Below are 23,067 nucleotides of genomic sequence, written 5' to 3'. Positions count from 1 at the left end.
AAAACTAAAGGCGGTGTATATGCAATATACCACCCCTGATAAGCATCCCTTTGACACCGAAAGGCCTCCACAAAAAAAAGCTGGAACAGATAACCTATGATTATTTCGGGCCAAGCAGCATGATAATGACCCGCCCTTCAAACTTGGGAAGCTGTTCCACCTGGGCAAAGTCTTTGGTAATGTCCACTATTTTTTCCAGAATGGTGTTGGCCTGCTCTTTGAGCATAAACTCACGCCCCCTGAAAACCAGTGTTATTTTTACCTTATCACCATTGGAAATAAATTTTTCTATGTGCCGGGCCTTGGTTGCAAGATCATGGTCGTCTGTTTTGGGCCGGACCTTGATCTCCTTGATCTGAACACTTTTCTGCTTCCTTTTGGCTTCCTGTTTCTTCTTAGTCAGCTCGTACTTATACTTTCCATGATCCATTATTTTACAGACAGGGGGTTTGGCGTCCGGAGACACTTCAACCAGATCCAACTCATCGCTTTGGGCAATACGCAAGGCCTCAGCAATGGGTACAACACCTATCTGTTCACCATCAGAACCGATAACCCGTACCTCAGTGGCTCTGATCCCCTTATTCACTCTTGTCTGATCCTGCTTCACTCGCTTAGTAGATATTTTAACCTCCCGCCGCAGCACAAAATTATAATCATGTCAATATAACAAGCATAACCTATGGATTATATATACCTTGGGCATACATAGCAAGAATTATTTATTTTGTTGCTGAATTACGCCCTTGAGTTATTGCCTTCGACTTATTCCATTGATCAAGCGTATATGATTCCAGAAGGCTGTCTTTCCAGTATAAATTAGCATCGTTATTAAAGAAATTATAAAAAAGATCAAGGCTTTTTTTACGTAGAACATGGGCAACCACGGTGATCTGTGCATCCCTGTATAAGGGAGAAAGATGCTGCCTGTCCAGTCCTGTTCCCCCTCCCATCACATCCTCATAGGCAAAGACAACGGTTCGGATACCGGCCAGAAGGATCGCGGAAAAACACATCAGACAAGGCTCCATAGTGGAGAACAGCACAGCCCGTTCCGGGGTGAATCTGATCTTCGATGATTCAAGGGCCTTGAGTGCACGCATCTCTGCGTGGTCAACTTCACTGAAAAAGGATAGATCCCCGGCCGTGCCGGTCCTGGCACCAGAGGCAATCACCCGGTCGTCCTGGACAATTACACACCCAACAGGAAACTGCCCATGATCAAAGGCGTTACGGGCCTGTTCAAGGGCCTGCTCCATAAAAAACGCGTAATCCAAAAATACTCCTTTTCTTGATTTTTTTATTAAATGCTGTACTTAATTTGTTTTTTATTTTAATTCAACATTAGTTTTGATGAATACAATATTAACAAAAACAGAGCAACATCCCAGTATCCGGGAAATCTTCCAGCAGCGGGAGCACAATTTCCTGTCAAGATACGGCACCCCCAGTACCAGCGCTGAACGCAGGCGCCCTGACGTTGCCCCCGGCAATATCAGGACCCCCTTTCAGCTGGACCGGGACCGAATTGTATACTCCAATGCGTTCAGGCGCTTGAAATACAAAACCCAGGTTTTTTTATCACCCCTGGGGGACCATTACCGGACCCGGCTCACCCATACTCTTGAGGTTTCTGAAACTGCAAGGAATATTGCCCGGGCCATGCGCCTGAACGAGGACCTTGCCGAAGCAGTTGCCCTTGGTCATGATTTAGGACATACACCTTTTGGCCATGCCGGAGAGACTGCCCTGATCCAGATACACTCCTCCCGTTTTACCCATTCCGACCAAAGCTTAAGGGTGGTGGATGTATTGGAGAACAAAGGAAAAGGCCTGAACCTCACCAAACAGGTCAGAGACGGTATTCTTAAACATTCCAAGGGATTCGGCAATATTATTCCAGCCACGCCCGGTGAAACCGCGTCCACCATTGAAGGGCGGATCGTGCGCGTGGCTGACATCATTGCCTATCTGAACCATGATCTTGATGATGCGCTGCGGGGCAAGGTGGTCTCCATGGATGAGGTGCCGGACATCTGCATCCGAAAGCTTGGCACAACCCACTCTGCCCGGGCATCTACAATGATGGAGCAACTGGTTTACAACAGCGGTCCCAAAAATGGAGAGTTCATCTTAAACATGGCTGAAGACACCATGGAAGCCATGACGGTCCTGAGAAAATTTCTCTTTGAAAAGGTGTACCGTTCCCCGGCTGTTCACGGCGAATTTGTAAAGGCCAAAAAAGTAATTATCGGTCTTTACAACTATTTCATGGAAAATCCTGAAGAGATGCAAAAAGAACTGGAAAAAATGGAAATGGCACCATGGGATTCAGCAAAAAATACACTGAACCGCTCGGTGTGTGATGTCATTGCTTCCATGACAGACCGGTACGCACTTAAACTGTACGCGCGTCTGTTTTTCCCCAACCCACTGGTTTAAAAAGCGCCCGCCAACGACTGCCATGACACATATCCCGGAACATTTTTCACCCCTGATCCAGCTTTACCATGATATGGATAACGCATGGAATCAGGTTGCAGCACGATATGGATTTCAGTGCAACGGCTGTGAAGACAACTGCTGCCTGTCTCTTTTTTTTCACCACACCCATGCAGAAGCATCTTTTCTGCAATTCGGATTACAGACATTGCCCCGCATAGACCAGAAGCATGTGTTAACGCTTAGCCGGGATTATTGTCGTCAAACCTTTTCTGAAACTGCGGAAAACCCGGCCCAGCCGGTATCCCAAAAAATCCCCTGCCCCCTGCTCAAAACGGACAGATGCAGCCTTTACTACTTTCGTCCGATGATCTGCCGGTTGCACGGACTGCCCCATGAGCTTCACAAACCCGGATTTAATGTAATAAAAGGACCGGGTTGTGGTGCCGGAAAATTTGACAGCCGTACATATATTCCTTTTGACCGGACCCCGTTTTATAAGCAGATGGCTGTTATAGAAATGAATTTCAGGCAGCTGACAGGTAAAACCGGAAAAATAAAAAAACCCATTGCCCAGATTCTTCTGACACCATAAACCAAAACTGGATTGCCTACCGTGTTTGGACGAAAAGTTACCCAGATGCAAGGCGCAGGAAAATTTGTAACCGGAGCAACCTGGAAGGTTGTGAGGATTACAAATTTTTCTGCAACGCCGCAAGTGGGTGACTTATCATTCAAACACCATGTTAGTGGGCGTGGACCTGGTTTTCATATACAGCCTTGTAACGCTCTTTTGTATAATGAATAAATTCCTGAAGAACCGATGAGAAATATTTATCCTTATGCCAGATGGTGTAAAAGGAACGGGAAAATTTAAAATCTTTGATTTTGAGACGAAACAACTGCCCGGACAGAAGCTCGTTCATTACCGAAATTCTGGACAGGCAACTTACCGCCCCCTTGTTTCTAAGCACCGATTTCACAGCTTCTGTATGGCCCACTTCCAGGAAGGGTTTAAACCGTTTTTTGTACTTTTCTATATGATAAAGAAAGACATCCCGGGTACCGGATCCCTCCTCCCGGAAAATCCAGCGTTTTGACAAAAGCTCGTCTATACGGTAATCTTCGTTGCGAACAAGGTCCGGATCACCTGTCACCACATAAAGCTCATCAAGGCCAAGCACCTCCCGCTCGATCTCAATGCTGTTGTAGTCTGCCTCAACAAAACCGATATCCACGACACCATCTTCAATAAGCTTGCCGATCTCTATAGTATTGCCGGTTATTTTTTCCACACGGACCCCTTCATACAGTTCTGCAAACTCATAAATAATCTGGGGCAGGATATAGTTGGCAATGGATGAACTGGCACCCACTTTGATATCCCCCACCAGATCCTGATCCCTGAACATGGACTCGCTTTCCCGCAGGCCAAAAACAAGGGGTTCCACCATCCTGAAAAAATAGCGCCCGTTTTCATTGACCACCAGCCTTTTGTGGATGCGGTCGAACAATAATTTTCCTAAGGTTTCTTCAAGGGATTTTATGGCCATGGATACCGCCGACTGGGTCAGACCGAAATCCTTGGCCACCTGACTTAAAAGGGGTGTCTTCACAAGCGCAAGAAATAACTCAAGTTGCCTTAATGTCAATCGCATACCTCCACATAAATACTCAAACAATGCCCCGGGGTATCGCCGGCACAGGGGCTCCGCCCAGGGCAAACCCACCGTCTATACGCAGGGTGGCACCGGTCATATATGGGGCATCCCTGATAATAAAATTAACCGCTTTGACAACATCACAAATCCGGCCGGTCCGCCCTGCCAGGGTATGGTCTATCAGGGACTGTTTTTCCGCATCCGTCAGCACCTCCCGCCACCCACGGGTCCCCTGGGCATGGCGGGTTTCAAATATTCCCAGCATCAATTCGTTCACCCGCACAAAAGGCGCCCCCATCCGGGCCCATGTTTCGGTAAGCACACGAACCCCCCGGTTGGCGGCTGAATACCCCTCGTTGAAAACCAGGGCAGCGGGGCCGGATCTTCCGGTTATGGCCGCAACAGAAGATATATTAATGACAACGGCTTCGTCGCTGGCCTTAAGCAACGGAAACACCGCTTCAAAAACCCAGCGTTTGGCCTTAAGTGTGGTTTCAATCTCCAGATCCCACTGTTCTTCAACATAGACCCCGTGAACCGTAGGCCATCCGCCGCGTTCAATATTGTTCACCAGGATGTCCAGGCGTCCATACCGGTCTTTTATAAATTCTGCCAGACCGGATATATCAGCGGTTTTGCGCAAATCTGCATTTATTATGTGGTGCCGGGCCCCTGTCTTCTCAAATTCTGCTTCCATATCACAGAAGGCATCCGGCCAGTCATAGCGGGTAAGGACCAGACATGCCCCCTGCCGGGCAAGGTCCAGCCCAATGCCTTTGCCTATTCCCTTGACCGCCCCGAGAACCAGGGCCACCTTTCCCTTAATTTCCATGATCTTCAGCCTTCATTTCCATGATCTTCAACCTTCCAACGTCTTGCCAAACAGCTGGTATTTTACCCAGGCAATGCCGAAATCAAGCAGGCTTAGATCATCGGCCACAATCGTTTTCATATATTCCCCTGGCAGGTCCATTGACGCCAGCAGGCCTTTTTCTGTAATCTGAACCTTGAAATCATCCAGATCATATAAGGCCATATAAAAAAGATCTTCTTCGGTGGCTTCGAGTTTTCCGGGCCGAATCTGATTTTTAAGACTGATCAGTTCAAGAATTTTATCATTTTCTGTGTTGTGACAGGCCACATCCTGGGCGTTGAGCCACTGGGCCACGGTTCTTCCGCTCTGAACGCCAAAGCCCTTGCAATGCGCCTCTTCAATCAAAGCAAAATACTCGGCAATTTTCCCGGTGGCCCTGTCCTTTGCAATGGCCCGGGCCAGGGGGTACATGCGGCATGATGCGGGGCGGTCATTATATATGGAACATCCGGAATCCGTGACAAAGGGGCAGGCATGGCCGGTGGCGGGATTGGCCTTGAAGGTCAGCACCGGCAGTCCCGAGCCGGGTCCGGTATGCCGGGATGTATATTCCCGCAAAAACGTTTTGGATGATAAACTTACTGCATTCTTCATTCTCAAAATATCATAGGGCGTCAGTGCCTGATTCAAATCCCTGCAGCACTGATTAAAACAAGGGTTGTCCGGACTGCAGTTGAATTGCATGGGATCATCCAAGGCCACAGGCAGCATCTCATCGCTCATTTTTTTTCCTTTATTTTTTCTTAAGTCTCTGTTTCTTAAGTTTCTAAAGTTCAGCTAAAAACCGGTTTATTTAAAACAGGCTGGTAAACTACCAGGATCCGAATCGTTTTTCCAGATGATTTTAATGAATGAATTCACAAGATATGGTACTTTTCTCAATAAAAATGCATACATATTGTCAGGACGATAATCGTTCAAAAAAATTGAAGAACTCATTAAATCATTTTTTTTGAATTTTCTTGACACAGACCTTGTCAGGGTGTTATTCCCATATCATTTGTTCGGGGTAAAGAAGGCTTGCTGGATGAAATTTGAAACGGCTTCATCCTATCATCCCTAAAGCCCAACTGGTTTAAATTACAGGCCTTTCGAAAAGTATCGACCGGCCTTAATCTAGATAGATACAAATTGTCGCACAACGGTATTTGTGCAATTTTGATTAACCTACATTTTATGGAGGTATTTTAAATGCCATCTTTTGTAATCGCAGAAAAATGTGACGGCTGTAAAGGCGGGGACAAAACCGCATGCATGTACATCTGCCCCAATGACCTGATGGTTCTGGATGCCAATGCAATGAAAGCTTACAACCAAGAACCGGATCAGTGCTGGGAATGCTACTCTTGCGTAAAAATCTGCCCCTCCCAGGCCATCGAAGTAAGAGGTTACTCTGACTTCGTGCCCATGGGCGCTTCTGTACAGCCCATGATGGGTACTGAGGACATTATGTGGACCTGTAAGTTCAGAAACGGCGTTGTAAAACGCTTCAAGTTCCCCATCAGAACCACTCCCGAAGGCGAAGCCAACGCTTATGAAGCTCTGAAGGGTAAAGACCTGGCGTCAGGCCTGCTTTCCACTGAGGAAGCCGACGGTATGACACTGGTTGCGCCTACCGAACTGGCATAGGTTGCTTAAATTTAATTTCTGATACTTATAAAATTTTTGGAGGTATATAATGGCATTACCTAACAAACCTGCTGGTGAAATTAAAACCGTTAGAGAGCCAGAGGTAGAAAAAAGAGACGTTGATGTTCTGATCATCGGCGGTGGCATGGCTGCCTGCGGTACTGCATTTGAGATCAAAAAATGGGCTGATGACGACACCAAAATCCTGCTGGTCGATAAAGCTGCTCTTGAAAGATCCGGCGCTGTTGCCCAGGGTCTGTCCGCCATCAACACCTATATCGGTTCCAACAAACCTGAAGACTATGTCCGCATGGTCCGTAACGACCTGATGGGTATTGTTCGTGAAGACTTGATCTTTGACCTTGGCCGTCACGTTGACGATTCCGTACATCTGTTCGAAGAATGGGGACTTCCCATCTGGAAAAAAACCGACGACGGTAAAAACCTCGACGGTAAAAAAGGCATGAAATCCGGCACGCTTAAAGCCGGTGCTACACCGGTTCGTACCGGTAAATGGCAGATCATGATCAACGGTGAATCCTACAAGAGAATCGTTGCTGAAGCCGGTAAAAAAGCCCTTGGCGACGAAAACATCCTCGAAAGAGTTTTCATCGTTGAAATCCTCAACGACAAGAATGATCCCAAAAGAGCTGCCGGTGCGGTTGGTTTCTCCGTACGTGAGAACAAAATTTATATCATCAGCGCAAAAGTTATGATGGTTGCCTGCGGTGGCGCGGTTAACATTTACCAGCCCCGTTCCGTTGCCGAAGGTAAAGGCCGTGCCTGGTATCCCGTATGGAATGCCGGTTCCACCTACACCATGGCTCTTAGAGCCGGTGCTGAACTTTCCATGATGGAAAACCGTTTCACCCCGGCCCGTTTTAAAGACGGTTACGGCCCTGTTGGTGCCTGGTTCCTGCTGTTCAAAGCAAAAACCGTTAACGGCCTTGGTGAAAACTATGCCGGTTCCGATGATGCCAAAGCTGAGCTTGCAAAATATGCACCTTACGGAACTGCCGCCGTAACACCGACCTGTCTGCGTAACCACCTGATGATGAAAGAATACAAAGAAGGCCGCGGTCCTATCATCATGGAAACCACCAAAGCCCTTGCTGCTCTTGGCGAAACCATGGACAAAAAAGAGCTGAAACACCTTGAGTCAGAAGCTTGGGAAGATTTCCTTGACATGTCCGTTGGCCAGGCAGGCCTGTGGTGTGCAACCAACACCGAGCCCGAGAAAAAAGACTCAGAAATTATGCCCACCGAACCGTACCTGCTGGGTTCTCACTCCGGCTGCTGCGGCATCTGGTGCTCAGGCCCCGAAGAAGACTGGGTACCGGCTTCCTACAAATGGGGTTACAACAGAATGACCACCGTTAAAGGTCTGTTCACTGCTGGTGACGGCGTTGGCTGTTCAGGTCATAAATTCTCTTCTGGTTCCCACGCAGAAGGCCGTATCATTGCCAAGTCCATGATCCAGTACCTGAAAGCCGAAGGCGACAAAGTTTCCGGTTTTGCTGAAACCGATAAGGAACTGGTGGATATGGTTTACTATCCGGTATACAACTACCTGGATAACTGCGCATACACCACAGCAGAAAACGTGAACCCCAACTACTGCAAACCTGCCGGCATGGCCATGCGTCTGATGAAGATGACCAATGAGTATGGTGCTGGTACCGGTACTTTCTACATGACCAACGGCAAATCCCTTGAAGTTCTCATGGACCTGTTCGAAATGTTCCGTGAAGACCTTGAAAAAATTGCTGCTGGCGATCTGCATGAACTGCTCAGAGCATGGGAAATTATTCATCGTCTCTACACTGTTCAGGCCCACACCCGTCACATCCAGTTCCGTGAAGAATCCCGCTTCCCCGGTTTCTACTACAGAGGCGACTTCATGGGTCAGAATGACGCAGAATGGTTCTGCTTTGTCAACTCCTCATATGACAAAAAGACCAACGAGTGGACCCTGAAAAAAGAACCCTACGTTAAAATTATCTCCGACTAGTGCGGTAAGACGTTTTAACCTAAGGATGTCTTGATATGAACCTCCAGGTGCCGGCTTACCGGTGCCTGGGGGTTTTTTCAGATTATGCCTGCCCGGTCCTGTCTCCTTTTTTGCAAGCTTGCAAGTAAACGGTTTATAGGTTAATTTGCAATCTTGCGAATAAGGAGATCAGGATGCCGCCCCGGACTTAACCGGATATATTGGTTTTGCCGGGATCCGGCATACAAAGATTTGGAACTTATACACAACACAACTACACAACTTAAATGCACGGAGGGACAGCATGACTACAGAAAATTCAGCCCCGGTAAGTGGAAGCATTATGGTGGTTGGTGGTGGAATCAGCGGCCTGACAACCGCTTTGGAAGCTGCCGAAGTGGGCTACGAAGTCTTCCTGATTGAAAAGGAAGCTTCCCTTGGTGGAAGAGTCACCCAGCTCAAGCACTACTTCCCCAAACTCTGCCCGCCTACCTGCGGTCTTGAAATCAATTACAGACGCCTCAAAGACAACAAGAACATTAAGGTGTACACGCTTTCCGAGGTACAGAAGGTTGACGGCACGCCCGGAGATTACACCGTCTCTGTAAAAACCGCACCCCGGTATGTAAACAGCAGCTGCACCTGCTGTGGTGAATGTGAAAAAGTGTGCGAAACTGAAATCAGCAATGAATTCAATTTTGGCATGGATCGCCGCAAAGCCGCATATCTGCCCCACAACATGGCCTTCCCCCAGAGGTATGTCATGGATCCGGCCATGGGAAAGGATGACCGGGACAAGGTTAAAGAAGCCTGCAAATATAACGCCATTGACTTCAGCATGGAAGAAAGCACATTTGACCTGAAAGTCGGTGCCGTTGTATTCACCACCGGATGGCAGCCCTATGATGCCACCCGCATTGACAATCTTGGTTTTGGCCGGTATCCGAACATCATCACCAACATGATGCTGGAACGGTTAGCCTCTTCCAACGGCCCCACCCAAGGTAAAATCGTCCGTCCGTCCGACGACAAGGCACCGGAAACCATTGCCTTTGCCCAGTGTGCAGGGTCCAGGGACGAGAACCATCTGCCCTATTGCTCATATATCTGCTGCCTGGCATCCTTAAAACATGCCACATATATCAGGGCCCAGTATCCGGATGCAAAAATTTACATCTACTACATTGATCTGCGGACCCCCGGCAGAAAATACGAAAACTTCTATGCCAAACTCAAGGCAGACGAAAACGTATTTTTTATAAAAGGAAAGGTGGCCGAAGTCAGTGAAGAGAGCGGCACCGGCAACATCAATCTTGTGGCCGAAGACACCATCTCCGGAGAAAAAATCAGACAGACCGTTGATATGCTGGTGCTGGCCACCGGAATGCAGCCCACCTGCGCCATTGATAAGCCTGCAGCGGATCTGACCTTTGATGACGAAGGCTTTATTATCAATGACTTTTCCAAAGGCGGCCTGTTTGCAGCAGGATGTGCCAATAAACCGGCCGATGTTGTGACATCCAACCAGAATGCAACCGGCATGGCCCTTAAAGCCATTCAGACTCTGAGGAGGTAACGAACCATGGATAAAAAATACGGCGTATATATCTGTACAGGCTGTGGTATCGGCGACACACTTGACATGGAAGCGTTAACCGGTGTCCCCGGCGATGAGGGCATCAACTGCACCACCCACCCCTTCCTGTGCTCCAAAGCAGGTGTTGAACTTATTAAAAAGGATATTGACGAGGGCAAGGTAAACGCCATGGTTATCGGCGCCTGCTCCCGCCGGGTGAACTTTGATGTATTTAACTTCCCCGGGTGCATTATTGAACGGGCCAATTTAAGGGAAGGCGTAGTATGGCCCCATTCCCGGGAGACCTATCCGGCCCTGACCGAAGAGCAGAAAGATGATGGAGAAAGTTTTGACCGGATCCAGATGAAGGCTCAGGATTATATCAAAATGGGCATGATCCGCCTGGAAAAGGTTAAACTGCCCGAGCCTTACCAGACACAATCCTTTTCTAAAAAAGTCCTGGTCATCGGTGGCGGCGTAACCGGTATGTCCGCAGCCCTTGATGCTGCCAAAGCAGGTTATGAGGCGACCATCGTAGAAAAAGCAGCAACCCTTGGCGGGTATGCAGCCAAACTGCGCAGCCAGATGCCTGTTCAATCTCCTTTTGAAACCCTCCAGGCGCCGGTGGTGGACGCCCTGATCCAGGAAGTGGAAGGCAACGCCAACATTGATGTGCGCACGAACACCCTTGTGGCACGTATTGCGGGCCAGCCCGGAGAGTTCACCGTAACCATGAAAAAACCCGGTGAAAAGATCCCCTTTGACGTACCCTATCCCCTGCCTCCTGAAGAGCTGGTGGATGAAAACGGCAAGGAACTGGATGCCGACGCGGCCCATGAAAAATACCTGAAATACAATGAAGGCAAAGAAGACATCCTCAGTCTTGACCCCAACGGAGAGCTTTACGGCGCAGTTGTTCTGGCAGCCGGCTGGCGGCCCGATGTCCTTAAAGGCGAAACATACGCCCACCTGGCTGTGGACAATCCCGATGTGGTCACCAATGACGAATTTGAAATGATCGCGGCCAAGGGTAAAATCCTGCGTCCATCCAACGGCAAACCTGCCAAAAATGTGATATTTATCCAGTCTGCCGGCAAAGATGAAGATGACAGGGATTTTGAATATACCGGCGCCGTGACCTCCATGGTTGCCTTGAAACAAGCCCGTTATGTCCGGGAAGACTATGCTGACGGCAAGGCCTATGTCATTTACCAGCACATGAGAACCCCGGGCCTGCAGGAATATTTCTACAAAGCCATGCAGCAGGATGATGGCATTTTCCTGACCAAGGGTGCGGTTACCGATGTTACGGCCATGAGTTCAGAACTGATGGTGACAGCCAAAAACACACTGCTGGGTGACAGCATAGTGCTTAAAGCAGACATGGTTGTTGTGGCAAGCGGCATGGTTCCGGCCACCAAGGACAATCCGGTCATCAACCTGGCCTACCGCCAGGGTCCAGGCTTCCGGGACAATGATATTTTCGGCCAGTATGCGGATTCAAACTATATCTGCTTCCCCTATGAAACCCAGAGAACCGGTATTTACGCCGCCGGTACTGTCCGGCGGGCCATGACCATTGAAGAGTCCATGGAAGACGCCGCCGGCGCTGCACTGAAAGCCATCCAGTGTATTGAAAGCGCCAACCGCGGCATGGCGGTCCACCCCCGTTCCGGCGACATGACTTTCCCGGACTTCTTCTTCCAGAGATGCACCCAGTGCAAACGCTGCACGGTTGAATGCCCCTTCGGCGCCCTGGATGATGATGCCAGAGGAACCCCAAAAGCCAATCCCACCCGCTGCCGCCGCTGCGGTACCTGCATGGGTGCCTGCCCGGAACGTATTATCTCCTTTGCCGATTATACCATTGACAGTATCGGTTCCCAGGTCAAGGCCATCAGCGTTCCGTCCGAGGAAGATTATAGTGAACCGCCCCTGCGCTTTCTGGCCCTGGTATGTGAAAACGATGCATTCCCTGCATTGGATATGGTGGGGATGAACCGCGTGGATTATTCACCTGATGTCCGGATGATTCCGGTTCGCTGCCTGGGTTCTGTCAATACCATCTGGATCAAGGACGCTCTGGCCCAGGGCATTGACGGTGTTATTCTCATCGGCTGCAAGCATGGCGATGATTACCAGTGCCATTTTGTCAAAGGTTCCGAACTTGCTGAAATCCGGGTCAAAAAGATCGGCGATGCGCTTGCTTCACTGGCCCTTGAAAATGAGCGTGTAGCATTTGCGGAAGTCGCCATTGACGAATATGACAAACTGCCCCAGATCATCAACGATTTTGTTGAAGAAGTGGACGCACTTGGCCCGAACCCGTTCAAAGGTTTCTAACTGCGGCATATAAACTTAATGGAGGTATCTACTACTATGAGTGCCAATTATATCCCCCAACCAGATCTGGGATTCATTACCGAGATTAAAGGTCTTGGCGGAGAAACCCTGAAAAAATGTTACCAATGCGCCACATGTTCCGTGGCCTGCCCCATTGCACCTGAAGACAGCCCTTTCCCCAGAAAGGAAATGATCGCTGCCTCCTGGGGGCTTAAAGATAAACTGATCGGGAACGCAGATATCTGGTTGTGCCACCAATGCGGAGACTGCACAGATATGTGCCCCCGGGGCGCAGCCCCCGGTGATGTACTGGCAGCGATCCGTTCCGCAGCCATCACTGAATACGCAACCCCGAAATCCCTTGCCAAGGCCATAAATGATCCGTCCAAACTGCCGCTTCTGCTGGGTATCCCGGCAGCCTGGTTTGCGCTGCTTGCCATTATCACCACTGCCTTCGGCGGCATCATGGAAAAAATTTTCCATGCCCTGTTCGGCGATGCCCTTGGCGGCCGCCTTCACTGGTCCCATGCCCATGAAGGCGCAGAACATGTGATTGCCCATTCCAACTTTGTATCCACCTGGTTTGTGGATATGACCTTTGTTCCCACGGCTATTTTTGCAACGGTTGTTTTCTTTCTTGCCCTGAAGCGCTTCATTGTCGATATCCATGACAATGCGGTTCTCGAAGGCAAAACAGAGAATACCAGTCTGGATTACAAAGCCCTTTTACTGTCTATTAAAAATATCATCCCCATGGTATTGAAACATGACAAATTCAACCAGTGCGAAGCCAATAAAAATCGTTCCACCCCGCATATGATGGTGCTTTTTGCCTTTATCGGCCTGTTCATTGTCACTGCAGTATGCGGCATCATGCTCTATGTGGGCGGTTATGCCGGCCCCTATCCCCAGCTCAATCCCATCAAATGGCTGGCCAATATTGCAGGTGTTTCCCTGGTCATTGGTTCAGGCATGATGATCAAGAACAGACTGACCAACAAGAACCAGGTCACTGCGTATAAAGACTGGTTCATTCTTGGTGTTGTCTTCGCCCTGGGGCTTTCCGGCATGCTCACGGAAATGGCCCGCCTGGCTGAAATCGCATGGCTTTCCTACTTCTTTTACTGGATTCATCTGATTGCCATTTTTGAACTGTTTGCATTCCTGCCGTTTTCAAAAATGGCCCACATTGTTTACCGTACGGTTGCCATGGGCTATGCAGATTACGCCAACAGAAAATAGTTTTTAAGCTGCACAATTGGTGGAAAGGGGCTGGTTAAACCAGCCCCTTTTTTTTTATGTTCCTGTTCTTGTCTTATACTAAATATTCCAGTATAGATAAATTAAATTTATTATTTATAAACTCACAGGAGGCAAAAACATTGAACAAAATTGCTGTACTTGCCGGAGATGGTATTGGTCCGGAGGTCATGAGACAGGCAGTCAGGGTGCTTGATACGGCTGCTGATATTTTTGATTTTAAACTATCCTTCGAATACGCGGATGTAGGCGGTGCAGCCATTGATAATCATGGCAAAGCACTGCCGGACTCGACCCTGGCATTGTGCGAACAAAACGATGCCATTTTGTTTGGTTCTGTTGGCGGTCCTAAATGGGAAAAACTGCCACCGGAGGAACAGCCTGAACGTGCTTCGCTTCTGCGGTTACGCAAACACTTTGGCTTATACTGCAACCTAAGACCGGCCAAAGTATTCTCCTCCCTTGCATCAGCGTCTCCCCTGAAGCCGGAAATTGTAAAAAACGGATTTGACATTTTATGTGTCAGAGAACTGACTGGCGGGATCTATTTTGGCCAGCCCAGGGGGCGACGAGGCAGCGGCCCGGATGAAACCGCATTTGATACCATGGTCTACTCCCGATTCGAGATTGAGCGTATTGCCAGAATGGCTTTTGAGGCTGCCAGGAAAAGGCGCAGCATTGTAACGTCTGTGGACAAGGCCAATGTACTGACCTCCATGGTGCTGTGGCGGGAAACCGTCACAGAAATCGCTAAATCATATCCCGATGTCACCTTGAATCATATATACGTTGACAATGCCGCTATGCAGCTTGTCCGAGACCCCCACCAGTTTGATGTCCTTTTATGCGGAAATATGTTTGGAGATATCATATCTGACGAATGTGCCATGATCACAGGATCAATGGGACTGTTGCCCTCGGCAAGCCTGAATGAAAAAAAATTCGGCCTTTATGAGCCGGCTGGCGGCTCAGCACCGGATATTGCGGGCAAAGGCATAGCCAACCCCATTGCCCAGATCCTGTCCGCAGCCATGATGCTGAAATACACCTTTGAACAAACCCAGGCCGCTGATGCCATTGAGGCAGCAATTTCCAATGTTATTGACAGGGGAATTCTCACAGCAGACCTGACCGAAAAAAAAGAGAATGCAGTCAGTACCGAAGAAATGGGAACTACGATTATTAATGCCCTGAGAAACTAAAAGAACAAAGGGCTTTTGAGGTAACTCAAAAGCCCTTTTGTTTTATTGTGGCGGGAGTGACGAGACTTGAACTCGCGGCCTCTAGCGTGACAGGCTAGCGTTCTAACCAACTGAACTACACCCCCGTATCTTGCTTTTATGGTGGGCGATGCAGGGATCGAACCTGCGACTTCAAGCTTGTAAGGCTTGCACTCTCCCAGCTGAGTTAATCGCCCGAGACAGCGGCTTTATACCAAGTCCCCATATGGGTGTCAAGCAAAATTATTCTTTTTTTATTTTTTCTAAGCCTTCGCTTAGGATTTTAATCAAATCCTTGCAAAATCATGGAGACATTGTTATAGTTATTTCCTTTAATATATATACAGTTAAAATAATTTAATGCACAATCTTATCACCTCTTTTCCTGACAATGATCAAAATAAAACAGGGGACACCCCAAGACCAAAACCCCTGATTTATAATGTCAGCAACAAAAGTAAAATTTAGGAGTCGATAATGGAACCTGTTCAGGGATACCTGGAAATCATGGACAAGGGCTTTGGTTTTCTAAGGAATATTGAAGAAAATTTCCATCCCAAGCCTGAAAATCCATATGTACCCAACAGCTTGATACGCAAGCTCAATCTCAGAGAAGGCAGCTTTATTCAGGGTTATGGAGAAAAAAAGAGCCCGCAGAATGTAAATGCTGCACTCATACGCATTGAGACCATCAACAACCTTCCCTTTGACGAATTCATAAAAACGCCAATGCTTCAGGAACAGGTCAGCATCAACCCCTTTGAAAGATACCATCTTGCCCAGGGGCCTGATGACCTTACAGGAAAAGCTTTAGATCTGATTGTTCCCATCGGCATGGGGCAGCGTGGTCTGATCATCGCCCCGCCAAAATCCGGAAAAACGACAATTTTAAGACACATGGCCAATTCTGTGGTCACCAACCACCCTGATGCCAAAATATTTGTCCTGCTTGTGGATGAACGGCCTGAGGAGGTTACCGATTTCCAAAGAGGACTGACAGGGGCCCATGTGCTGTATTCCTCTGCTGACCAGCAAATTGGCCAGCACATGAGGATGACCCGCCTTGCGATGCACACGGCCATCCGATGCACGGAAATCGGTCAGGATGCCGTCGTTTTCATCGACTCTTTAACCCGGATGACCCGGGCGTTTAATAATGACACGGATTCCTATGGCAAAACCATGAGTGGCGGTCTTGGTGCAAACGCAATGGAGTTTCCCAGAAAAATTTTCGGAGGTGCCCGCAAGCTTGAGAACGGCGGTTCCCTGACAATCATTGCCACGATTCTGGTCGAGACAGGCAGCCGCATGGATGATGTTATTTTCCAGGAGTTCAAAGGTACCGGCAACATGGATCTTTACCTGTCCAGGGCGTGTGCCGAACAACGAATCTGGCCGGCCATTAATATCAACAAATCCGGGACCCGGAAAGAAGATCTGCTCATGGAAACTGAAGAGTATGAAAACATGGTTAATATTCGCCGCAGCATTGCGTCGTTAGATGAAGTCACGGCCATGTCACAGTTTTTGTCCATAGTCCAAGACAATTTTTAGAAGACAACTTATAAAATAACACGCCGGTTTTATTTTACAATAAGGATCTGAAGATCACATACATTGGTGTTGGTGGGGCCGGTTTTGAACAGATGTCCTGCCGCATCAAAGTAGGTGTATGAATCATTCCTGGCCAGGTATTCACTGATATTTATACCTGCCTTTTTTCCTGCCTCCAGAACAGCCCCGGATGCAAATGCCCCGGCCGCATCCGTGGGGCCGTCATTGCCGTCCGTGGCACCTGAAAGAAAAAATATATTTTCAATCCCGACAGGGTTGATGTCAAGCTCCTGAAGAAAGGACAGGGCCATTTCCTGGTTCCGTCCACCTTTACCGTTCCCCTGAATGGTGACCGTGGTTTCTCCACCGGCAAGTACGCAGGCTGGACGTTGTGGAGGCAGGTTGCCAAGGGCAATATCCCGGGCCATACCGGAAAAGACCCTGGCAATTTCCCGGGCTTCGCCGGTGATCCGGGAACTTAGCACCAGGGTGTTATATCCAAGACTTTCCGCCTTTTGCCGGGCCGCATTCAGGGCAGACAGGTTATTGCCTAAAAGAATGTTGTGAACCTTTGAAAAAATCTTGTCACCACTGACTTCGTCTTTATCTGTCTTTTGCAGCGCACCGGATTCCAGCATTTTTACCACCCTTGCCGGCAGTCTGGATGACAATTCGTATTTTTTTATAATGCCAAGGGCCTGGGTAAAGGTGGTAAAATCCTGTGCTGTGGGACCGGAGGCAATGGCACCAAGGTCATCGCCCACCACATCGGAAAGGATCAGGTTCACAGATGTGCCAGGGTACATGTGCCGGGCAAGTTTTCCGCCCTTGATGCCGGACAGCTGTTTTCGTACACTATTGATTTCATTGATTCCAGCCCCGCAGGCCAGCAGGAGTTCAGTGGTTTTCTGTTTGTCTGCAAGGGTAATGGATGTCCCCCCGCATTCCCCCGGACAAGTCAGAAGGGCGGAACCGCCCCCGGAAATCAAATTGATGAACAGGGTCATTTCACCCCCTTTTACCGCAATATCAATGATCTGCTTCGCTGCAAAAACGCTGTGCTTGTCCGGGACCGGGTGGCCTGCTTCGATGATTTCAATTTTTTCTAAAATGTCTGTGTGCCCTTTTTTGACTGAAATGAGTCCTCCAGAAAGTTTCGGCCCGAGAATCTCTTCCATTGCCCTTGCCATGGGCGCTGTGGCCTTTCCTGCGCCAAGCACATATATGTTTTCAAATTTGTCCAAAGACAGGCGATTCTCCTGGTTTTCAAGACGGATGTTAAGGGTGTTGCTGTCCAGGGTTACCCTTGACTGCACCATGGCGTAGGGATCCACCCGTTTGATTGCCGCCTGGTATATGGCTTTCAGATCAGAAAATGGTTGTGACGGGTTCATGATTTTTCCCTGAAACACTGGCTGATGGGTTAAGCGAATCTGTTGTTTATAACGCGATAGGTCAGGGTCTCAGACCGATGCCCTAGTTTTTTCCAGCAGATCATTCAGTAGCTGCCCTGCTTTTTCAATATAAGATCCAGGTAAAAGGTCTTTCATGGCCTTGTGATCTGCAAAGCGCATAAGCATGGCCTGGGCAAAAGACTTGTTGGTCATCAGAAACTGGGTGAAATGGGGGACCCGGGGCCTGGGCTTGGAAATGACATAGGTATCAAAAAATATCCGGTAAAATTCCCTTTGGGGCCGGTAATGGACGGCAAAGGCCTGGAGCCGTTTACTGATTTCGGGAATGGCGTCCCTGGGAAATACCTTTTTGCCGGCATATTCTTCAAGGATAAAAAAACTTTTTTCCATAAGTGCGGACCGTATCCTGATCATGATCTCCCGGTCCTTGTCATGGGTCACTTCACAGATCATGTCACAAAGACTCAAAACCGATTCTAAGGATTCAAAATCGGTTTTAAGAATCAATGCGATATACGCGATTTTTACATCTTCTTTTTCATCCGTAAGCCGGGACTCATCCGGATCAAGGTTTTCAATGGCCCGCCGGATTCCAAACAATGCCCTTTCCACCCGTCCCAGGCCGGCACTGCTGTTGCCCTCTTCCATAGACACCCGGTTAATTTTGTCTGCAAGCGCCTTGAACATCAGCTGGAAAAGATCATTCACCGGGGCCTGGAATGCCGGGTTATGGGTAAATTCCCGGCAGAACCGTGTAATGTGCGGTACGCTGAACAGGATATTCATCCTGTACCGCAGGGCGGAAACAGCAGTCTGGTGTGGCATTCCCCCCTGTTCAAGCGCTTTGGGCCATACATCGAAAAACAGCCACAGCATATTTTGCCTGAGTTTGGAAAATGTATCGCCGATGATGGATCTGGAAGGAAGGTCCAGAATCTGATGCAGCCGGTACGCCATGGTCAGGAATTGGTCTATTTTTTTTAACACACCATAGATGGCTGTATCCAGCCTTTCCATGGACTTTAAGTACTCTTTTTTGTTTTCCTGGCTGGATACGGTCCGGGCACGGGTATGAAGCAGCTTGGTGAATATATCATTGTAGCCGGCGATCTCCTGCCGGGATTTACTGGTGATGGAGCCCAGGGTTGTTTTTTCCATGCTCGGCAGTCTGGCGCCGGCCAGCCGGCAGATCAGGTATGCGTCATTGATATCCTGGAGGTATTCAAACCAGGGCTTGTCCTGGGCCAGGCTGAAAATAAGCCCTTTCAGGGTGTTGGATACAAGGCCTTTATAATCCCTGCCCGCTGTGCTTTGTTTGATAATGAACTGCATATCAGGGTTAAGCAGCCTGTCGTCCTGGTTTCCTATATTGGTTTTTGCCAGGTGAAAATAGGTAATGATGATATTGGTGGTGAGCAGTTCAATGATGGTTTTATTGTCTGCTTCCTGGATGTCATTCTGAGAAATGCTGACCCCCAGATCAAATGAGACAGCCGGCAGATCCAGGATCAATACCTTAAACAATGTAGAAAGTTCCTCGATATACTGGTCCGGCAGCACAAATTGGGCTTTTCCCATCTCTCCAAGAAAAAAACGGGTAATCCTTTTAATGGGGACCAGGGGATAGCCGCGCTCGTCTTCAGGGTATTTTTTTACAGGCGTCAGGCCTTCACCACCTTGGCGCATGATTTCCGGCATGTCATTGGTATACAGCCTGTCCCGGAAGGTTAGGATTTTATTTTCGGTCAGTATTGTCAACGATATCTATTCCCAAGGCAGTGTCACCATCTATGGTGAAACGGGTCTGAAAGATTTTTACATTATTTCTGATCTCAAGGATTTCCATTGATGCATCCGGACCGTTTATCATGGTTCCCGGGGTGACCCGGCCTGAGACAACGGCCTGGGCCACCCCCGGGTTGCATTGCTGCCACTGGGTAAAATTGCCCTGTTCGCTTCTCAGGTTTTCAAGGGTATTTTCCAGCTGGATCACTTCGGCCTTGAATTTTTCTCTCTGGCTTTTTTTCTCTTCAATGCGGTCAAGCATCTGGTTCAGCTCTCTGTCTAAACGCACCAGCAAGCGGTTGTTCACCTGGATCTGGGATTTAAGTCCGCGTGCAAAGGGATCTCCCGGGCTTTTTGACAACAAAAAGTTTTCCTGTCTTGCGTGATCAATTTTGTGAACCAGCCCCAATGTATTTGTTGTGTCACGAAAAATTTCTTTAGACAGGGAATCCAGCTCTTCATGGATCTCTTCCTGTCTTCCCATGCTGTGTTCAATTCGGTCCTGGATACGTTTCAGTTCCCGGTCAGTGAAAATGTCGACACCAAAGGTAACGGTGTTAGGTACGGATTTTTCAGTACCCAGGTGCTGAACAAAAAGCCCTTTGTTGCAGGTGACGTCAGACGAGATGATTTCTCCGTTTTTGATGATTACCGCGCCGGAGGTGACGATCCGGCTGTCCAGGATCTCTTTGTCCACGAAGAGGTTTCCCAGGCAGCAAATCGTGGAGTTCTGTACAAATCTTATGCTGACATTGCCCCGGGCATATACATTGCCGCCGATCATCCCGTTGAAAACCGTAACATCTCCTGTGGACTGGATTTCTCCGCCATCCACCGTGCCGACGTGGACCATATGGCCCATGGCTTTGAATCCGGCCTTGAGTGTACCTTTGATGACGATATCTCCGTTGTAATCAATGTTCCCGGTTTCGAAATTTACATCATTGGGCGCTGTAACGATACAGCTAACCTGAATTTTGCCAGATCGGTCAAGTGTCGGGGTGCCGCTGATTTCAGCATAGACTTCAAGGCCGTCTGGAGAGCATACAACCCCTGTACCGCATTTCAAGGCCATGTCAGTCACGGCAGGGACAGAAATAATCTGGTCAAAAATATTTCTGCCCTCACTGGCTTCAGTCATGGGGAATTTTTTTACCAGCAAACGCCCTTTTTTCACCCAGGGGATGGGGCCCCTGTCTTTGAAATCAATGTTCCCGTCTTCATTAATGCCCCCGGCCTTGAGATAATCTGTTTCGAAAAAATATTCGATCCTGGCATTCTTGCCCAGTACCGGATCAGTCCCCCGCGCCACCCGGAACGGATTGGTCCTGAATCCCGAGGAATCTATAAAGTTTTCCACCTCAAATGGTTCAACCAGACCGTAAACAATGCCCTTATCTTTCAGCTGTTCGGTGATTTTGGCGGCAGTCACCGTGTCTTTAAACTTATCGGTTTTTCTTATAAATGCCGTCATGCCAGGGGCATCAATTTCCAGCATCACGCCGCAGTCAAGTTCCCTGACCAGCGAGTGATCTGTCTGTTCAGGCTCAGGATCTGCCAAAGGCTTGGATGTCCGGCCAGTCTCCTGGTGGGGCTGCACTTTTTGAAGCTGCTGTATAATCTCCTGGTACTGTTCCCGGTCAAGTGTCTGGTCTTGTATCCATATTTTACCGATAAACTCGGGGTGTCTGTTTTCCACAATTTTGTTTTTCTGCCGGGTCATCTCCTGAAGGAATAGTTCTTTGCTGGCAAACCCTAAGTCAACGGCACAGTTTCCGAATACCTGACTTTTCTGGATGTTTTTTAACGCAGCATAGGTGGCCAGAAGCGCTTTCATTTGCTTGTCGGTAAGAATATTTTCCTTTTCAAAATAGTTCTTTAACGCAAGATCAAGGTTGTCTGCGCCGCGACATGATTCCAGGGCTTGTGAGCACTGGGCGTTTGTAATGAATTTTTTCTGTAGGGCAAGTTTTTCAAGCATATAGATCGTCTATTAGAGTAAATATTGCTATTGTGGCGCATCAAGGGTAAAACTTCAAGAAAAAACAAAATATCCCGTCAGCTTTGGATACATTCAGGTCTGTTTTTCCGGCACAACCGCCAAGGGCATGAAAAGCCAAAATCCCTGATATTTTTTTAGTGTCCTTGAGTATTTATTAATCTTTTTTACGAAAGCGTGTTTGACAATAAATATTTGACAAACTCAGGCAAATCTTCAAGGATGCATTCTAACTGACAACACCAAGGAGGTTTCTATATTGGAAAGCTACCGCATTGAATCAAACAAGAAAAAGAGCAGGCTTCCGGCCCGGCTGGATTTCCTCCAAAGTGCTACAGGTCTTGTTCTGGGGCTGTTCGTGTGGGTGCATATCGGTTTGGATGCCAGTATCATTATGGGCCCAGACGCCTTTAACTGGGTATCCAAAAACATGGAACTGGCATTTTTGTCCGACACCGGACATGGTTACCCTATTGCCGTCTTTTTCGCCGTATTCGTTGTGTTTACCTTGTTTATTATCCATGCCCTCCTGGGTATGAGGAAATTTCCCAATTCCTGGAAACAGCACCGTATCATGAAAGACCAGATGGCCATGATGAAGCATCAGGATACCAATTTATGGTATATCCAGGTCCTGACCGGTTTTATGATGATTTTTGCAGGTTCTGTTCATCTTTACACCATGCTTACCCATCCGGGTTCCATTGATCCCGACCTGTGCGCCGGCAGGGTAGTGTCCGACCATATGTGGTTTGTCTATCTGGTCCTGCTGGTGTGTGCGGCGCTTCACGGCAACATCGGCCTTTACCGGCTGTGCATGAAATGGGGCTGGTTCCAGGGGGCTGATTATCACCGCGGCAGGAAAGTCCGGGCAAAACTCAAAAATCTGAGAAACAAGCTGATCATTGTTTATCTGTCAGTGGGTCTTCTCGCTCTTCTGGTCTTTGTGATTTACGGCCTGCGCCACAAAGACGGTGAACCCGATCAGCCCGCCTACGCAACCCAGGCCCATGAGGCTGGGCCCGCAGCGATGGACGATGTACCCGAAGAGGCGCCTGAAACCGAATCCGTCCAGGAACAACCCGCATCCCTTATCGAAGAAACCCTGCCCCATGACAACGCACCTGCTGTCCAGGAATCTGAACCTGCCCATGAAGAAGCGGCAGATGATCAAGGCGACGTCCGGAAAGAAGCCGCAGGTGATGATGAAGCGACCCACCAGGAAGCCGGGCCTTCGGAATCCGAAGCACACGGCGCCCAGGAGGACGCCCTTCACATTGAAGGCGGTCATGGTCCGCAGGAAACACTCTAAGAAAGGA

General features: G+C 48.6%; 18 protein-coding genes and 2 tRNA genes. 10 read left to right on the top strand and 10 right to left on the bottom strand.

Going from position 1 to position 23,067, the window contains the following annotated elements:
- Positions 1 to 100: 100 nt before the first annotated feature.
- Positions 101 to 646: a translation initiation factor IF-3 gene (gene infC / locus AB7U36_RS00545; RefSeq protein ID WP_428157846.1), complete on the bottom strand. Its 546-nt coding sequence runs from the start codon at positions 644 to 646 to the stop codon at positions 101 to 103.
- A 76-nt stretch (positions 647 to 722) separates the two neighbouring features.
- A complete protein-coding gene (locus AB7U36_RS00540) occupies positions 723 to 1,277 on the bottom strand; it encodes a nucleoside deaminase (protein ID WP_428157845.1) in 555 nt (184 codons plus the stop codon).
- A gap of 76 nt (positions 1,278 to 1,353) precedes the next feature.
- Between AB7U36_RS00540 and AB7U36_RS00535 the strand changes: the two genes are divergently transcribed.
- Together AB7U36_RS00535 and AB7U36_RS00530 are read left to right on the top strand one after the other, a co-directional pair.
- Complete coding sequence (locus tag AB7U36_RS00535; protein ID WP_428157844.1) at positions 1,354 to 2,442, top strand: deoxyguanosinetriphosphate triphosphohydrolase; 1,089 nt, start codon at positions 1,354 to 1,356, stop codon at positions 2,440 to 2,442.
- Between the two features lie 22 nt (positions 2,443 to 2,464).
- Positions 2,465 to 3,037 (top strand): YkgJ family cysteine cluster protein, encoded by a 573-nt coding sequence (locus AB7U36_RS00530; RefSeq protein ID WP_428157843.1) that lies wholly within the window; start codon positions 2,465 to 2,467, stop codon positions 3,035 to 3,037.
- 151 nt (positions 3,038 to 3,188) lie between these two features.
- Here the strand turns inward: AB7U36_RS00530 and AB7U36_RS00525 are convergent, their stop codons facing one another.
- From AB7U36_RS00525 to AB7U36_RS00515, 3 genes are read right to left on the bottom strand one after another with little or no spacing between them, the layout of a single operon-like run.
- Complete coding sequence (locus AB7U36_RS00525) at positions 3,189 to 4,100, bottom strand: LysR substrate-binding domain-containing protein (RefSeq protein ID WP_428157842.1); 912 nt, start codon at positions 4,098 to 4,100, stop codon at positions 3,189 to 3,191.
- Between the two features lie 16 nt (positions 4,101 to 4,116).
- Positions 4,117 to 4,935 (bottom strand): SDR family NAD(P)-dependent oxidoreductase, encoded by an 819-nt coding sequence (locus AB7U36_RS00520; RefSeq protein WP_428157841.1) that lies wholly within the window; start codon positions 4,933 to 4,935, stop codon positions 4,117 to 4,119.
- Between the two features lie 27 nt (positions 4,936 to 4,962).
- A complete protein-coding gene (locus tag AB7U36_RS00515) occupies positions 4,963 to 5,700 on the bottom strand; it encodes a YkgJ family cysteine cluster protein (RefSeq protein WP_428157840.1) in 738 nt (245 codons plus the stop codon).
- 468 nt (positions 5,701 to 6,168) lie between these two features.
- Here AB7U36_RS00515 and aprB point away from each other — a divergent pair, with 468 nt between their 5' ends.
- The 6 genes from aprB (at position 6,169) to leuB (ending at position 14,977) form a co-directional block, all read left to right on the top strand.
- On the top strand, positions 6,169 to 6,606 hold the full coding sequence (gene aprB / locus AB7U36_RS00510) for an adenylyl-sulfate reductase subunit beta (protein WP_428157839.1): 438 nt from the start codon (positions 6,169 to 6,171) through the stop codon (positions 6,604 to 6,606).
- 49 nt (positions 6,607 to 6,655) lie between these two features.
- The gene (aprA, locus tag AB7U36_RS00505) at positions 6,656 to 8,617 is read left to right on the top strand and encodes an adenylyl-sulfate reductase subunit alpha (protein WP_428157838.1); all 1,962 of its coding nucleotides are present in this window, start codon (positions 6,656 to 6,658) and stop codon (positions 8,615 to 8,617) included.
- A gap of 283 nt (positions 8,618 to 8,900) precedes the next feature.
- The gene (locus AB7U36_RS00500) at positions 8,901 to 10,172 is read left to right on the top strand and encodes a CoB--CoM heterodisulfide reductase iron-sulfur subunit A family protein (protein ID WP_428157837.1); all 1,272 of its coding nucleotides are present in this window, start codon (positions 8,901 to 8,903) and stop codon (positions 10,170 to 10,172) included.
- A gap of 6 nt (positions 10,173 to 10,178) precedes the next feature.
- Entirely contained in the window at positions 10,179 to 12,515 is a 2,337-nt protein-coding gene (locus AB7U36_RS00495; RefSeq protein ID WP_428157836.1) for an FAD-dependent oxidoreductase, read from the top strand.
- Positions 12,516 to 12,551: 36 nt separating this feature from the next.
- Positions 12,552 to 13,757, top strand: coding sequence for a quinone-interacting membrane-bound oxidoreductase complex subunit QmoC (gene qmoC, locus AB7U36_RS00490; protein WP_428157835.1), 1,206 nt, complete (start codon positions 12,552 to 12,554; stop codon positions 13,755 to 13,757).
- 140 nt (positions 13,758 to 13,897) lie between these two features.
- On the top strand, positions 13,898 to 14,977 hold the full coding sequence (gene leuB, locus AB7U36_RS00485; RefSeq protein WP_428157834.1) for a 3-isopropylmalate dehydrogenase: 1,080 nt from the start codon (positions 13,898 to 13,900) through the stop codon (positions 14,975 to 14,977).
- Between the two features lie 48 nt (positions 14,978 to 15,025).
- Here the strand turns inward: leuB and AB7U36_RS00480 are convergent.
- Positions 15,026 to 15,102: transfer RNA gene (locus AB7U36_RS00480), tRNA-Asp, on the bottom strand.
- A 14-nt stretch (positions 15,103 to 15,116) separates the two neighbouring features.
- A tRNA-Val gene (locus tag AB7U36_RS00475) sits at positions 15,117 to 15,192 on the bottom strand.
- Between the two features lie 280 nt (positions 15,193 to 15,472).
- Here AB7U36_RS00475 and rho point away from each other — a divergent pair.
- On the top strand, positions 15,473 to 16,549 hold the full coding sequence (gene rho / locus AB7U36_RS00470) for a transcription termination factor Rho (protein WP_428157833.1): 1,077 nt from the start codon (positions 15,473 to 15,475) through the stop codon (positions 16,547 to 16,549).
- A gap of 29 nt (positions 16,550 to 16,578) precedes the next feature.
- Here rho and AB7U36_RS00465 read toward each other — a convergent pair whose 3' ends face one another.
- From AB7U36_RS00465 to AB7U36_RS00455, 3 genes are all read right to left on the bottom strand, one after another.
- Positions 16,579 to 17,943 (bottom strand): glycerate kinase type-2 family protein, encoded by a 1,365-nt coding sequence (locus AB7U36_RS00465; RefSeq protein ID WP_428157832.1) that lies wholly within the window; start codon positions 17,941 to 17,943, stop codon positions 16,579 to 16,581.
- Between the two features lie 69 nt (positions 17,944 to 18,012).
- Positions 18,013 to 19,722: a hypothetical protein gene (locus AB7U36_RS00460; RefSeq protein WP_428157831.1), complete on the bottom strand. Its 1,710-nt coding sequence runs from the start codon at positions 19,720 to 19,722 to the stop codon at positions 18,013 to 18,015.
- Complete coding sequence (locus AB7U36_RS00455) at positions 19,700 to 21,730, bottom strand: FapA family protein (RefSeq protein WP_428157830.1); 2,031 nt, start codon at positions 21,728 to 21,730, stop codon at positions 19,700 to 19,702. Before AB7U36_RS00455 ends, AB7U36_RS00460 begins: the two co-directional genes overlap by 23 nt.
- Before the next feature lie 277 nt (positions 21,731 to 22,007).
- Here AB7U36_RS00455 and AB7U36_RS00450 point away from each other — a divergent pair, with 277 nt between their 5' ends.
- The gene (locus AB7U36_RS00450; RefSeq protein ID WP_428157829.1) at positions 22,008 to 23,060 is read left to right on the top strand and encodes a fumarate reductase cytochrome b subunit; all 1,053 of its coding nucleotides are present in this window, start codon (positions 22,008 to 22,010) and stop codon (positions 23,058 to 23,060) included.
- The last annotated feature ends 7 nt before the right edge of the window (positions 23,061 to 23,067 follow it).

Source organism: Desulfobacter sp. (genome assembly GCF_050177295.1).
Note: the sequence above shows the minus strand (reverse complement) of the source record. Positions and strands in the feature narration are given on the sequence as shown.

Bases quoted from the DNA above. Each gene is read 5' to 3' on its own strand.
- AB7U36_RS00535 (WP_428157844.1), top strand. From the start codon at position 1,354: ATGAATACAATATTAACAAAAACAGAGCAACATCCCAGTATCCGGGAA.
- AB7U36_RS00530 (WP_428157843.1), top strand. From the start codon at position 2,465: ATGACACATATCCCGGAACATTTTTCACCCCTGATCCAGCTTTACCAT.
- AB7U36_RS00525 (WP_428157842.1), bottom strand. From the start codon at position 4,100: ATGCGATTGACATTAAGGCAACTTGAGTTATTTCTTGCGCTTGTGAAG.
- AB7U36_RS00520 (WP_428157841.1), bottom strand. From the start codon at position 4,935: ATGGAAATTAAGGGAAAGGTGGCCCTGGTTCTCGGGGCGGTCAAGGGA.
- AB7U36_RS00515 (WP_428157840.1), bottom strand. From the start codon at position 5,700: ATGAGCGATGAGATGCTGCCTGTGGCCTTGGATGATCCCATGCAATTC.
- aprB (WP_428157839.1), top strand. From the start codon at position 6,169: ATGCCATCTTTTGTAATCGCAGAAAAATGTGACGGCTGTAAAGGCGGG.
- aprA (WP_428157838.1), top strand. From the start codon at position 6,656: ATGGCATTACCTAACAAACCTGCTGGTGAAATTAAAACCGTTAGAGAG.
- AB7U36_RS00500 (WP_428157837.1), top strand. From the start codon at position 8,901: ATGACTACAGAAAATTCAGCCCCGGTAAGTGGAAGCATTATGGTGGTT.
- AB7U36_RS00495 (WP_428157836.1), top strand. From the start codon at position 10,179: ATGGATAAAAAATACGGCGTATATATCTGTACAGGCTGTGGTATCGGC.
- qmoC (WP_428157835.1), top strand. From the start codon at position 12,552: ATGAGTGCCAATTATATCCCCCAACCAGATCTGGGATTCATTACCGAG.
- rho (WP_428157833.1), top strand. From the start codon at position 15,473: ATGGAACCTGTTCAGGGATACCTGGAAATCATGGACAAGGGCTTTGGT.
- AB7U36_RS00465 (WP_428157832.1), bottom strand. From the start codon at position 17,943: ATGAACCCGTCACAACCATTTTCTGATCTGAAAGCCATATACCAGGCG.
- AB7U36_RS00455 (WP_428157830.1), bottom strand. From the start codon at position 21,730: ATGCTTGAAAAACTTGCCCTACAGAAAAAATTCATTACAAACGCCCAG.